Annotated in this window: 11 protein-coding genes; 9 read left to right on the top strand and 2 right to left on the bottom strand. The window is 32.5% G+C overall.

Annotated elements, in window-relative coordinates; genetic code table 11:
- Window positions 1-9 precede the first annotated feature (9 nt).
- Together pruA and ACHRVZ_RS20310 are read left to right on the top strand one after the other, a co-directional pair.
- Window positions 10-1,635 carry an L-glutamate gamma-semialdehyde dehydrogenase gene (pruA, locus tag ACHRVZ_RS20305; RefSeq protein ID WP_395424806.1) on the top strand — a complete coding sequence of 542 codons (1,626 nt, stop codon included), beginning with the start codon at window positions 10-12 and terminating at the stop codon, window positions 1,633-1,635.
- A gap of 391 nt (window positions 1,636-2,026) precedes the next feature.
- Window positions 2,027-2,758 (top strand): hypothetical protein, encoded by a 732-nt coding sequence (locus ACHRVZ_RS20310; RefSeq protein ID WP_395424808.1) that lies wholly within the window; start codon window positions 2,027-2,029, stop codon window positions 2,756-2,758.
- A 64-nt stretch (window positions 2,759-2,822) separates the two neighbouring features.
- On the opposite strand, the gene ACHRVZ_RS20315 is transcribed toward ACHRVZ_RS20310, so the two are convergent.
- Window positions 2,823-4,001, bottom strand: coding sequence for a hypothetical protein (locus tag ACHRVZ_RS20315; protein WP_395424810.1), 1,179 nt, complete (start codon window positions 3,999-4,001; stop codon window positions 2,823-2,825).
- 294 nt (window positions 4,002-4,295) lie between these two features.
- Here ACHRVZ_RS20315 and ACHRVZ_RS20320 point away from each other — a divergent pair, with 294 nt between their 5' ends.
- Together ACHRVZ_RS20320 and ACHRVZ_RS20325 are read left to right on the top strand one after the other, a co-directional pair.
- Window positions 4,296-5,348, top strand: a complete 1,053-nt coding sequence (locus tag ACHRVZ_RS20320; protein WP_395424812.1) for a sensor histidine kinase — start codon at window positions 4,296-4,298, stop codon at window positions 5,346-5,348.
- A gap of 27 nt (window positions 5,349-5,375) precedes the next feature.
- Complete coding sequence (locus tag ACHRVZ_RS20325; protein ID WP_395424814.1) at window positions 5,376-6,095, top strand: LytR/AlgR family response regulator transcription factor; 720 nt, start codon at window positions 5,376-5,378, stop codon at window positions 6,093-6,095.
- 70 nt (window positions 6,096-6,165) lie between these two features.
- Here ACHRVZ_RS20325 and rsmG read toward each other — a convergent pair whose 3' ends face one another.
- The gene (gene rsmG, locus ACHRVZ_RS20330) at window positions 6,166-6,795 is read right to left on the bottom strand and encodes a 16S rRNA (guanine(527)-N(7))-methyltransferase RsmG (protein WP_395424816.1); all 630 of its coding nucleotides are present in this window, start codon (window positions 6,793-6,795) and stop codon (window positions 6,166-6,168) included.
- Window positions 6,796-6,902: 107 nt separating this feature from the next.
- Here rsmG and ACHRVZ_RS20335 point away from each other — a divergent pair, with 107 nt between their 5' ends.
- The 5 genes from ACHRVZ_RS20335 to ACHRVZ_RS20355 all read left to right on the top strand — a co-directional run bounded on the left by ACHRVZ_RS20335 (window position 6,903) and on the right by ACHRVZ_RS20355 (window position 13,405).
- Window positions 6,903-7,997 carry a fatty acid desaturase family protein gene (locus ACHRVZ_RS20335; RefSeq protein WP_395424818.1) on the top strand — a complete coding sequence of 365 codons (1,095 nt, stop codon included), beginning with the start codon at window positions 6,903-6,905 and terminating at the stop codon, window positions 7,995-7,997.
- Window positions 7,998-8,064: 67 nt separating this feature from the next.
- Entirely contained in the window at window positions 8,065-9,255 is a 1,191-nt protein-coding gene (locus ACHRVZ_RS20340; RefSeq protein WP_395424820.1) for a pyridoxal phosphate-dependent aminotransferase, read from the top strand.
- Between the two features lie 322 nt (window positions 9,256-9,577).
- Window positions 9,578-10,156 carry a hypothetical protein gene (locus ACHRVZ_RS20345; protein ID WP_395424822.1) on the top strand — a complete coding sequence of 193 codons (579 nt, stop codon included), beginning with the start codon at window positions 9,578-9,580 and terminating at the stop codon, window positions 10,154-10,156.
- A 44-nt stretch (window positions 10,157-10,200) separates the two neighbouring features.
- Window positions 10,201-11,238 carry an RHS repeat domain-containing protein gene (locus ACHRVZ_RS20350; RefSeq protein WP_395424824.1) on the top strand — a complete coding sequence of 346 codons (1,038 nt, stop codon included), beginning with the start codon at window positions 10,201-10,203 and terminating at the stop codon, window positions 11,236-11,238.
- Window positions 11,239-11,533: 295 nt separating this feature from the next.
- A complete protein-coding gene (locus tag ACHRVZ_RS20355; RefSeq protein WP_395424826.1) occupies window positions 11,534-13,405 on the top strand; it encodes a U32 family peptidase in 1,872 nt (623 codons plus the stop codon).
- The last annotated feature ends 21 nt before the right edge of the window (window positions 13,406-13,426 follow it).

Raw genomic sequence — 13,426 nt, forward strand, 5'->3', positions numbered from 1 at the left:
TTAAATAACATGCTAAAAGGATTCTTTCATGTACCAAAAGCGGTAAACGAGCCAGTAAAAGGTTACGCACCTAACTCACCAGAAAAAGCAGCAGTTCAAGCAGCTTACACTACAATGTGGAACTCTCAAATTGATGTTCCTTTATATATTGGAAGTGAAGAAATCAAAACTGGAAACACTAGAAACATTACAGCACCACATGATCACAAACACGTTGTTGGAAAGTATCATTTAGCTGAAAAACAACATATTGAAAAAGCAATTGCTAATGCTCTTGAATCAAGAAAAGCATGGGCAAATATGGCATGGGAACAACGTGCTGCTATTTTCTTAAAAGCTGCTGAACTTATTGCAGGTCCATATAGAGCTCGTATTAACGCTGCAACTATGATTGGACAATCTAAAAATATTCACCAGGCTGAAATTGATGCTTCTTGCGAATTGATCGACTTTTTACGTTACAACGTAGAATTCATGACTCAAATTTACGGAGATCAGCCAAAATCAGATTCTACAACTTGGAATCGTTTAGAATACAGACCTCTTGAAGGTTTTGTTTACGCAATTACTCCTTTTAACTTTACTGCTATTGCTGCAAATCTTCCTGCAAGTGCTGCAATGATGGGTAATGTTGTTGTTTGGAAACCAAGTGATAGTCAAGTATTCTCTACTAAAATTATCCTTGAAGTTTTTAAAGAAGCTGGAGTTCCTGATGGCGTTATCAACGTAGTTTTTGGAGATGCATTAATGATTACTGATACTGTATTGGCAAGTCGTGATTTTGCTGGAGTTCACTTTACAGGATCAACTCACGTATTTAAAGATATCTGGGCAAAAATTGGAGCTAACATTCACAATTACAAAACTTACCCAAGAATCGTTGGTGAAACTGGTGGTAAAGATTTTATCATTGCACATCCAAGCGCAAACGTAAAACAAGTTACTACAGGTATTACTCGTGGTGCATTTGAATTTCAAGGACAAAAATGTTCTGCAGCTTCAAGAGCTTATATTCCTCAAAGTTTATGGCCAGCTGTAAAAGAACAATTAATTGCTGATGTAAAATCAATGAAAATGGGTTCTCCAGAAGATTTTGGAAACTTTATTACAGCAGTGATCCACGAAGGTTCTTTTGACAAATTAGCTAGTTTTATTGACCAGGCTAAAAAAGATGCTGACGCAGAAATCATCGTTGGAGGAAATTACGATAAATCAGTTGGATACTTTATTGAGCCAACGGTTATTGTAACTACAAACCCAAAATATACTACAATGGAAACCGAATTATTCGGACCAGTAATTACTATATATGTATACGAAGATGCAAAATGGGAAGAAACTTTAGAATTAGTAGACACTACTTCTGAGTACGCTTTAACCGGAGCTGTATTTAGCCAGGATCGTTATGCTATTGAAGTAGCAACTACGAAATTGCAAAATGCTGCAGGTAACTTCTATATCAATGACAAACCAACCGGAGCTGTTGTAGGAATGCAGCCTTTTGGTGGAGCCAGAGCTTCAGGAACTAACGATAAAGCGGGTTCAGCATTGAATTTATTGCGTTGGGCTTCTCCAAGAACTATCAAAGAAACTTTTGTAACTCCAGAAGATTACAGATACCCATTCTTAGGATAATTTATTGTTTCGAATTAGAAACTGTGTCTATATAAAAAAGCCGAATCTTAATAAGATTCGGCTTTTTGCTTTTCATAATTTAAAAAGCATTAATTGTATCAATTATGTATGTAAACCTGCAGTCGTAAATAGCAAAATGATTTTTACCAATTCGCTTTCCACAACGTAATCAAAAATAATCAACACATTCAAAATCAAAACATTACACAATAAAAAAAAAGCACTGCTTTTCATTATTTTATCTTTGTAGTACTTTTCTTATTTCAATGGTTATCAGAACTATACGTGTAAAAAAAAACTTATTCTATTATTTATAAAACTTATTGTGACACAAAAGCAATAAGTCTCTGTATAAATTTGCCTTACGAAAAACTGCAAAAAATAAGTGCTTATGAAAAGTTTAAAAAATGTACCGCAAATTATTTTAAATTCAAAAAACATTGGACATCCAATTAATTTTAAATGGAATAAAAGAAAAATGGACCAATTCTTAGATCCTCTGGAAGGAAATGAAGATCTGGAAGCTGTATTAGCGCAAATAAACCATAAAGCGGCTGTTGGACTTAGTGCGGCTTTATTAGAATGGATATACTGGCGTTTTACAGGATATTCAACAAGTATTAACGATACAGAAAAACGCATTGAAGCACTTTGGTGTTCTATCGAAAATCCAGAAAATACAATTCCTTTGGTATTTGATATTAATTTTGATCTTCCTGCCTCAGGTTATATAAACGGACCATTATGGGTTGCGCTTATGAATGTTAGAATGATTGATGTAAGATATCGAAAAGGCTCCTATTTTTTACAAAATGAAATTGTTGGATTGGTTTTATTAGCGCGTCATGTTACACCTAAAAGAAAATCCTTTGACAAATGGTTCAATACTATCATAACAGAATTAAATCGTCTTTATCCTTGCCAATACGATTACAACAATTTGGACGAAACCGACGAAGCTATCTTTGATTCATCAAATGAACCTTTAATTTGTCGCGACTTTTTCTTTGATCCTGAATTTCAATATACAACTGAAGCATCAAAAAATGCAATAAACAATTTTATCGCAAATTTAGATTCTAAAGCAAATCCCTTTTTAAACTTTTCCAGAAAGGCATCTTAAATTAAATAAATAACCCTGTGAAATATAAAATTTCACAGGGTTATTTTCATTTTAAGCACCTTCTTCAATTTCCTAAATCAAAGCTGGAAATGGTATGAAAAGCATCTATCTCTTTATTTTTTTCTCCCTCAAAAGTATCATAATTCACTACTAACAATTTTCCTTTATAAATAATGGTTTCACAGGGATTATCTAATTGTCCGTCAGAACCGTTTGCGTCACCGTTTTCCCAAATTAACGAAAGCGTATTGGTATTTAAATTCAATTGATGAACACTATTGTTATTGTAATTGGCTATAAAAATTGAGTTTCTTTTTTTGTCGTAAAAAAAACCATCACAACATTTTAGTTTATCCGAATCAAAAACAACTTTTTCAGATTTAACTTTTCCGTCATTAAAAAATTCAATTTTAGAAATTACACCATCACCAAAATTACCTGCATATAAATTTCCTTTAGCATCAAATGCAATTCCATCTATTCCTATCGAATTTGCAACTTCTGATTTCAGAGTAAAAGTGCTTATCAAATAATTTTTCTTGTTTGAAACATCCAAAACTATACTCTTCTTATTTAATTCCTCCAACGAAAAACTGTAAATCCCGCTTTCTCTTCTATTTTCAAATAATGCGTCTGTGATGTAAACTCGGTTTTTATACCATCTTACCGCTTCTCCAAAATTAAAACCTTCAACTAAAACCTCAGCTTTTAACGGTTTCCCATTTTTTACTATAATTCTAATTAATCTCGAGAAATCTTTTTTTCTCGCAAAAAACTGATTATCCATTATGTACAAATTTCCGTCAGGTCCAAATTCCATTCCCATCGGATGCACTCTTTTTGTTACGGGATGTAAGGGCAATTGATCGAACCAGGTTATCGGTTTATTATTTTTATCAAAAGTGATGATTTTACTTCCATGTTTTTCAAATGAAATTGGATTTGTAATCGAAAGGTATAAATTTCCTTTCTTGTCCAAAGCCATTCCGTCTGGCGTTTGACAGGTTTCTCCCAAATCTGCAAACAAAGTTGGTTTTATTCGTTTTGAAATTTCGAGATACGTGATTTCCTGCGCATTATTCTTTTCAGTTAAACCGACTTTTACTGCGTTTTGAGATGAAATTGAATTTGTAAATTTTGAATCTTCTCTGTAAACAATATCCTGTTTAGCCTTCTGTGCAAATAATTTTGCGGTATTAATTATAAGTAAAATAATAACTGTGGCTTTAATAATTTGTTTCATTGCTTTAATGTTTTTCGGTTTTTAAATTCAATTTTTATTTAAGTTCCTTTCCAGAAACAAGACTATTAGAAGAATAACTTTTATCATTGTGCTTTTTTTAGCGAATATAATCTCAGAACAATTCTGATATTTTATGCGCAAATAAAAACACAGGTTTAGCATTCAAATAATACAATTAACCTCGCTTTTCATTCGTATGCTAAAAGGCAATTTTTAGGAGCTAAATGCTATTATTCATCCTAAAAACTAAGCCCGTTTCTATATTTTATTACCTTGCAAACATTTAAAACACTTATGAATTTCATCCAAAAAATTGATTTAAAAAGAACGGCGCTTCACTGTCTCTACTGGATTTTCTTTTTATTCTTTTATGTTTCAAATAAACCTGATAATGAAAATTATCATGACTTTATTTTTATCTACACATGGAAAATTTTAGCTCAGGCATCTGTTGGTTATGGCCTGATTTATTGGATTATCCCTCAAACACTAAACAAAAAAAGGTATTTGCTTTTCATCATTTCTGCTTTTGGCTGGCTCTATTTTATTTTCGCCCTATTAATGATTTTAAAATACTATTACCTTGAACCCAAATTCCCGAGTTTCTTTGCTGACTGGCTTGGACATAAAATGACCGTGCCTGAAAGACTAACTTCTGTTAAATTGATTTTAAGAGAGTTTTCTTTTATTACTTATCCGGTTATTATTTTAGGTTTTATAAGCTTTAATCGTAAGCAACAACGTCTTTTAAAACTGGAAGAAGAAAAAAAATCTATGGAGTTAAAGGTTTTGAAAAATCAGCTGAATCCTCATTTTCTCTTTAATACTTTAAATAATTTATACACTTTAACTTTAAAAAAAGATGATAAAGCACCTGAAGTTATTGCTAAATTATCTGAAATTTTAGATTTCGTTTTATACCGTTGCAATGACGATTATGTTTCTATTGAAAAAGAAATTACACTTATCGAGAATTATATTGCTTTAGAAAAACTTCGTTACAACGAAAACAGATTAGATATTTTGTTTACCAAAAACATTCAGGAAAGCAACAAAATTTCGCCTTTGATTATATTGACTTTTATAGAAAATGCCTTTAAGCATGGCGTAATTAATGAAACTGAAAAAGCAGCAATTCTACTGAATTTAGAAAGTAAAAAAGGGCAAATTATTTTTAGCATTGAGAATACAAAACCTCAAAATGATTTTGCCGGAATTTCAGAGAAATCCAAAATTGGTTTAGAAAATGTTCAAAAGCAATTGGATTTATTGTATCCTAAAAAGCATCAATTACAAATTGAAGAAACACAAACAAACTTCAAAGTCAAACTTTGTCTTTATCTTTAGATTTTCAAAAACAAATTCTTTTCCTGAATGAAATACAAATGCATTATCGTTGACGACGAACCTTTGGCAAGAGAATTAATTGCTTCTCATTTAGTAAATTTTGAAAATTTCGAGTTAATCGATTCTTTCGAAAACGCACTAAAAGCATATACTTTTTTGGAAACAAATACGGTCGATTTGATTTTTTTAGATATTGAAATGCCCTTATTAAAAGGAAACGACTTTTTGAAGAAATTAAAAAATCCGCCTAAAGTTATTTTTACAACTGCCTATAGAGAATATGCAATAGAAAGTTACGAACTCAACGTTATTGATTACCTTTTAAAACCAATTACTTTCGATCGGTTTTTTGTTTCGATAGAAAAATTCAAACAATTACGAACTCCTCAAATACAAACTCCTCAAAAGGAAATAAAACCAATTAATGACAATCATATTTTTGTAACCAGCGGAAGTAAAAACATCAAAATTGTATTTGACGAAATTTTATATGTTGAGAGTCTTAAAGATTACATCACAATTCATCTCGAAAGCGGAAAATCACATCATATCAAACAAAATATTTCAGTTTTTGAAAAACTATTAGATTTTAATTTTGTTCGAATTCATCGTTCTTTCATCATTCAAACCAAAAAACTAACTGCTTATTCTAAAAATGAAGTTGAAATAAATTTTGCCGAAATTCCAATTGGAAATAGCTATAAAGAAAACTGGTTACGTCATTTAGAAAATAATATTCTACAATAAAAAAAATCCGAATCGTTATAAGATTCGGATTTTGTTTTTTAATCAAAGAAGTTTCAACTTGAAACTATAATTAAGCCTGAAATTTCAAAGGTAAATGCACTACTTTTTTGGTTTCAAAAAATTCATCTTCAAAAATCTCAGCTAAATCAAATAAAGTCGCTTTTGGAAAATCTTTCAATTCTTCCGTCAAATCGCCACCTTTTAGATATAGAATTCCATTTTTTAAAGTGTGTTTGTGTTGCTTTTTGATCTTGTCTTTTATCCATGAAACAAAATCCGGCATATTGGTTACGGCACGACTTACAATAAAATCAAAATCACCTTTAACCAATTCAGCACGTTTTTGTTCAGCTTTTACATTTTTTAGTTCTAATGCATCAACAACACCTTGAACCACTTTTATTTTTTTTGCGATAACATCAATCAAATAGAAACGCGTTTCAGGAAAAAGAATCGCTAGCGGAATTCCGGGAAATCCACCACCGGTTCCAACATCTAAAACTGTTGCTCCAGGTTCAAATTTCATAATTTTTGCAATTCCAAGTGAATGCAAAATGTGTTTTGTATATAATGCATCAATATCTTTTCTTGAAATAACATTGATTTTTTCATTCCAATCGTGGTATAAAAAGTCTAATTTTTGAAATTGTTCGATTTGAAGATCGGTCAAATCAGGAAAATATTTCAATATCTCATCCATTGCTCTAAATTTTTAACAAAAGTACTACTTTACGATCGAAATATTTAACTCAATTTTGCAAATTGAAAATTTATAATAATTACCTTTGAAAACTATTTAAATTAATTATGAATAACACTGCGCCTACATTTGCTAAGCAAGACAATCTGAAGTTCTTCAGAACACTTAACTCTCGAGTAAACAATTACTTTAAGGAGAATAACATTCAGAAAACAGGAAACTGGAAGCTGCACTTAAAAGCCGTTATTCTTTTTGCTGTTTTTCTAACGCCTTACTTTTTGATATTGACTCTTAATATGCCTTTTTGGGCACAATTGTTACTCAATATTCTTATGGGAGTTGGAATGGCCGGAATTGGAATGAATGTAATGCATGACGGAAATCATGGATCTTACTCTTCTAAATCCTGGATTAACAAAATTATGGGAGGAAGTATTTATGTTTTGGCCGGAAATGTACACAACTGGCAAGTACAGCATAATGTACTTCACCATACCTATACTAATATTCACGGTCATGATGAAGATCTTGATGCCGGAAGAATTATTCGTTTTACACAAAATGCTGAATGGCACCGTTTTCATAAATTTCAACATTACTATTCTTTTTTCCTTTACGGATTATTGACTTTCAATTGGGCTTTAACAACCGATTTTAAGCAAATGAAAAATTACTTAAAAAGAAAATTATCCTACGGAGCACCACAAAGTCCAACCAAATTATGGACTGTTTTAGTGATTACCAAAATAATCTACGTTTTAATCTGGATGGTTTTACCAATGATTTTAGGCGTTGTATGGTGGAAAGTTGTAATTGGATTTTTCGTAATGCATTATACTGCCGGATTAATTTTAAGTATTGTTTTTCAATTGGCACACGTTGTAGAAGAAACTTCAAATCCTGTTCCGAATGAAAATGGCGAAATCGAAAATACCTGGGCAATCCACCAATTGTACACTACGGCTAATTTTGCTCCAAAAAACAAGATAATTAACTGGTTTACCGGAGGATTAAATCACCAGATTGAACACCATATTTTTCCAAATATCAGTCATATTCACTACGGGAAAATTGCCGAAATTGTAAAACAAACTGCAATAGAATGCAACTTACCTTATCATGAATTCAGAACCATGAGAGGAGCTGTTATTGCACATTACAAGCATCTAAAAGATCTTGGAATGAAACCTGAACTAGCATAAAAAGAATCTATTAATAATTAACCTTCCTTAATTAAAGTTGAAATTAAGGATCTTCAAAAATTTCATAATGAATCATATTCTTTCAGACAGAATCAACAATTTAGCGACATCACAAACTTTAGCAATGGCTGCTTTAGCACGCGAATTAAAAGCACAAGGAAAAGACATTATCAGTTTAAGTTTAGGCGAGCCAGATTTTAATACTCCTGACTTCATCAAAGAAGCTGTTAAAAAAGCAGTAGATGAAAATTACAGCACTTATTCTCCAGTTGAGGGTTATTTAGAATTGAGAGAAGCAATTTGCAGAAAATTCAAAAGAGACAATAATCTAGAATACAAACCATCACAAATTGTCGTTTCAACAGGAGCAAAACAATCTTTATACAACATTGCACAAGTAATGTTAAACGATGGTGACGAGGTCATTTTACCAGCACCTTACTGGGTTTCATATTTCGAAATTGTAAAACTTTCTGGAGGAGTTCCTGTAGAAGTTCCAACATCTGTAGATACAGATTTTAAAATTACACCGGCACAATTAGAAGCTGCAATTACACCAAAAACAAAAATGATGTGGTTCAGTTCTCCTTGTAATCCATCTGGATCTGTTTACAGCAGAGAAGAATTGACTGCTCTTGCAAAAGTTTTAGAAAAACACCCAAACATATACGTAGTTGCTGACGAAATTTACGAGCACATTAATTTCTCAGGAACTTTTTGCAGTATTGCATCAATCCCTGGAATGTTAGAAAAAACAATTACTGTAAACGGAGTTGCAAAAGCATTTGCAATGACAGGATACAGAATTGGTTATATTGGAGCTCCGGAATTTATTGCAAAAGCATGTACAAAAATTCAAGGACAAGTAACTTCAGGAGCAAATTCTGTGGCACAACGTGCTACAATTACTGCTGTAGATGCTGACCCAAGCGTATTAAACCACATGGTTCAGGCTTTCCATAGCCGTAGAGATTTAGTGGTTGGATTATTAAAAGAAATTCCTGGTGTAAAAATCAACGTTCCAGAAGGAGCTTTTTATGTTTTTCCAGACGTTTCTTCTTTCTTCGGAAAAACTTTAAAAGGAACAGAAATTAAAGATGCAAACGATCTTTCAATGTATCTTTTAGGCGAAGCAAACGTAGCAACAGTAACAGGAGACGCTTTTGGAAATCCAAATTGTATTCGTTTTTCTTACGCAACAAGCGATGATATCTTAAAAGAAGCACTACGCAGAATCAAAGAAGCTTTGACTGCATAACAAATATCAATCATTTTACTAAAACGGCTTAGGGTTCAAAGTTTCATCACTTTATACTTTAAGCTGTTTTTTTATGTCATTATTTTGGGCGTGTTCGCCGCGGCGAATCGGGCTATCAGCTTCAAGTCCTCGCACTTCCTTCGTCAGGCTGTGGGCTTTTTGATGCTATCTCTCACGCAAAATAATAAACAAGAATTAAACTTCTCAAAAAAATATTTTAGAAAAACTACCTGATTAAAAAATGATCCGTTTTTCTTTTTGTCAAAACTCAAAATAAATCTTACTTTCGTCATAACCAATTCCTTAACCAAAAATAAACTTTATGACATTAACTCTACGCAGTATTTTTATTTGTACTCTTCTAATAATTCTATTTCCCAACAAAACAAAAGCACAAACAGAAGGTAATTTCATCAAAGTATCAATAGGTCTTGGTTCAAGCACTTCAAATTATGAGGAAGAAAATCCCGAAATCATAGATGGTTCCGGTTTTTATGCGCAAGGAGAATATATAATAGGTATAAAAAAATGGTTTAGCGTAAGACCGTATGCCGGCTTTATTTTCACCTCAACCAATGAAGATCTCGTTAAAAATCCACAAGGTTACAAAGTCGAAACAAATGCATTTATACTAGGAACAAAAGTTCGTCTTTGCGCTCCAATACCTTGGGTCGCTCCATTTATAGAAACTGGAATTGGTGCTTCAATAGGTACTTTTAGAACCTACATACCAGATTTAAATGTCAAAGAAAGTGGAATAACCGCACACATTCCAATCGGTATAGGACTTGCATTGGGCCGAAAAAACAATATAGAAATTGGAGTTACTTTCTACGGAAATCTATCCGGTGAACAATCTTTTGGAGCTTTTACAGCAGGATATTCTTTTCCTATAGATTAAAAAAACATCCTAAAAATCCCATAATCAAAAACAAATTTAAAAGAATGAAAAAAATCCTATTCGTAATTTTAATAACATTTAGTGTTTTTAGCTGTACAAGTGATAACACAACAACAATACCTGAAAGCAACATTCCAACTGAACCAATTAAACCGACAGTACCACCTATTGTTAAATTAGTACTTAAACCAGCAATTACTAACAACATTGTTAAATTAGCAACCGGAAAGAAACTCGAAAACAATTCATTAAAATTAGTAAAGAAAGTGTATTACTATAAAGATGTAATGAACTTTACTCAGGAAGCAGCTATTAAAGATTCACTTAATACGTTTAGAGATACAATAAAACGCTGGTGGGGAAGCAGAACCGATTATGAATATGACGAAATAAAACAATTAAAATCTACAAAAAAATATGCCGCGGGTTACAATGGTAATCAAGCTAGTACAAATATAGATTTCATGGATACTTTTACGTATTCTAATGCGACAGTAAGTACTACTACAGAAAATAGATACTTGTATGATGCGAAAGGTAATATTAGCGAATTAAAAACCAATAGCGGTGTAACTGTTCAATATTCATACGATGATTTAAACAGAATCACGCAGGCTAAAAGATATGTATCATACGATAATATTAACTTCCCAAATATCTCCGGATATCGATATATAATTGACTTTGTATATGTCGATCTGGGTGATAACAAAATAAAAGTACTTGCCTACTACTGGATGCAAACTTATGATAAAACCGGTCACATCGTACCCGGTCAAGAACATTACAGCCTTAACGAAGATGTTTATAATATTGATACTTCTAAACCCGGAATCTACGCAAACGAAGCTTGGTATAAAGTAACAAGTTATCCAATTCTATATTATATGCAAACTCAAGGTGGCGACTATAATACCTATTCTTGCACACCCACCACTCATATTACAGATTGGCTTTGGTATGCTAGTAGACCAATAACAGAATATTACATTTATGATAAAGAAGGCTATCTCATTAAAAAAATTACCACAACTAATTATACAAATGGAATAGCGTCATCTATAACTTTATTTGAATATTAGTCCCCACAATTAGAAATACAAAAGATTCTATTCATCTTGCAGTTATAGTAATTTACAAAAGAACTAATAGACAATCATTTCCTTCGTAAGTGCAAAATGATTGTTTATTAGACTAATCATCGAAATTATAAAATGATTTCCTAAAACAAACACCAAAAGTCAGCTTTAAGCATCATCATTCCATATAACCCAACTATTTCAAAAAAAGTCACTTCAGCATTAGCAAACTCGAAATATTTATAAGAACTTTGCAAACTTTTTTCCGTGAATACCACAGAAGGTTAAAGTCTTAAAAATGAAGAAGATCGAAATATTAGCTCCGGCTAAAGATTTAATTGGAGGAATGGCAGCCATAAATAGTGGTGCCGATGCCGTTTATATTGGTGCACCACAATTTGGAGCACGCTCAAATGCCAACAATTCAATTGAAGATGTTGCTGCATTGGTACAATATGCGCATTTATTTAATGCTCAGGTTTTTGTGGTAATGAATACCATTTTGTACGACAACGAACTAGAAACTTGCCGTTCAATGATCTGGGAATTATATGATATTGGTGTCGATGCTCTGATTATTCAGGATATGGCAATTATGGAAATGGACTTACCTCCTATCGTACTTCACGCCAGCACACAAGCCAATAATCGTGATGCAGATAAAATTAAATTCCTTAAAGATGCCGGAATCAAACGTGTGGTTTTAGCCCGCGAATTGAACTTACATCAAATAAAAACGATTTACGACGAAGCTGATGTTGAATTAGAGTTTTTCGTAACCGGTGCATTATGTGTATCCTTCAGCGGAAACTGTTATATGAGTGTGGCAAACGGAGAGCGCAGTGCCAATCGTGGTTCTTGCGCGCAAAACTGTCGCTTACCTTATAACTTAATTGACGGAAACGGAGAGACTTTAATCAAAAACAGTCACTTACTTTCTATTAAAGATTTAGATATTTCAGATCAAATTCCGAATTTGATTGAAGCTGGAATCGTTTCTTTTAAAATCGAAGGAAGATTGAAAGATGTTGTATACGTAAAAAACAATGTTTCGTTTTTACGTCAAAAATTAGACAGTTTCTTAGAAGGCGAAGGAAGCGGTAGATATACAAAAGCTTCTTCCGGAACATGCACTTATACTTTTGATTCTTCTTTAAACAGAACTTTCAACCGTGGATATACTGATTATTTTGTAAACGACAGACATAATAGCATTGGTTCTTGGGAAAGTCCAAAATCAAAAGGACAATATATTGGAAAATTAATTAGAACTGTTGGAAACGCTTACGAAATCGAAAATGGCGAATTATTAAACAACGGCGACGGACTTTGTTTCATCAACGAAAACAATGAAGCCGACGGAATCTACGTAAACAAAGCTGAAAACGGTAAAATTTACCCGAACGTTTTAAAAGAAGTAAAAGAAGGAACTTTTATTTACCGTAACAACGACGCCGCTTTTATCAAAATTGTAGAGAGAGAAGACAGTGCCGTTCGTAAACTAAGTACAACTTTATTACTTACAGAAACAGAAACTGGTTTTGAATTAATCGCAACTGATGAAGACGGAAATATAAGTATCGCAAAATTAGAACATTCAAAAGAACAGACTAAAACTGGTGAATCAATAGAAGAAAACATCAAAACACAATTGGCAAAAACAGGTTTCACACCTTACAATGCTGATGAAATTAATGTAATGTTTTCTCAAAACTGGTTCCTTCCTATTTCAAAAATCAACGAAATGAGAAGAACCGTTTACGATCAGTTAACCGAAATTCGTTTGAAAAATTACAAACGCGAAGAACATCAATTGGTAAAAACGTCACATCCGTATCCTGAAACCAAACTTGATTTCATGTACAATGTTTCAAACAAAACGGCTCGTAAATTTTACGAACGTCATGGTGTAACCGAAATCGAAAAAGCATTCGAATTACAATGGGATCCAGGAAAATCACGTGTAATGACAACCAAATATTGTATTAAATACGAATTAAAAAAATGCCCAATACACCAAAAAGACATAATGGGTGTTAAAGTAAAAGAACCGTTGGTTTTAAAACAAGGTGAATTAGAGTACAAACTAAAATTCAACTGTAAACCTTGCGAAATGGAAATTTGGGAAAAAGATGCCGAATTCGAAATCGAAGAAGATCATTTTCATTAAAAAACGCAAAAGCGATACTTT

This window comes from Flavobacterium sp. FlaQc-57, from assembly GCF_044007395.1.
Classification (GTDB): domain Bacteria; phylum Bacteroidota; class Bacteroidia; order Flavobacteriales; family Flavobacteriaceae; genus Flavobacterium.

Excerpts from the sequence above, each read along its gene's own strand:
- pruA (WP_395424806.1), top strand. The coding sequence starts at position 10 with ATGCTAAAAGGATTCTTTCATGTACCAAAAGCGGTAAACGAGCCAGTA.
- ACHRVZ_RS20310 (WP_395424808.1), top strand. The coding sequence starts at position 2,027 with ATGAAAAGTTTAAAAAATGTACCGCAAATTATTTTAAATTCAAAAAAC.
- ACHRVZ_RS20315 (WP_395424810.1), bottom strand. The coding sequence starts at position 4,001 with ATGAAACAAATTATTAAAGCCACAGTTATTATTTTACTTATAATTAAT.
- ACHRVZ_RS20320 (WP_395424812.1), top strand. The coding sequence starts at position 4,296 with ATGAATTTCATCCAAAAAATTGATTTAAAAAGAACGGCGCTTCACTGT.
- ACHRVZ_RS20325 (WP_395424814.1), top strand. The coding sequence starts at position 5,376 with ATGAAATACAAATGCATTATCGTTGACGACGAACCTTTGGCAAGAGAA.
- rsmG (WP_395424816.1), bottom strand. The coding sequence starts at position 6,795 with ATGGATGAGATATTGAAATATTTTCCTGATTTGACCGATCTTCAAATC.
- ACHRVZ_RS20335 (WP_395424818.1), top strand. The coding sequence starts at position 6,903 with ATGAATAACACTGCGCCTACATTTGCTAAGCAAGACAATCTGAAGTTC.
- ACHRVZ_RS20340 (WP_395424820.1), top strand. The coding sequence starts at position 8,065 with ATGAATCATATTCTTTCAGACAGAATCAACAATTTAGCGACATCACAA.
- ACHRVZ_RS20345 (WP_395424822.1), top strand. The coding sequence starts at position 9,578 with ATGACATTAACTCTACGCAGTATTTTTATTTGTACTCTTCTAATAATT.
- ACHRVZ_RS20350 (WP_395424824.1), top strand. The coding sequence starts at position 10,201 with ATGAAAAAAATCCTATTCGTAATTTTAATAACATTTAGTGTTTTTAGC.
- ACHRVZ_RS20355 (WP_395424826.1), top strand. The coding sequence starts at position 11,534 with ATGAAGAAGATCGAAATATTAGCTCCGGCTAAAGATTTAATTGGAGGA.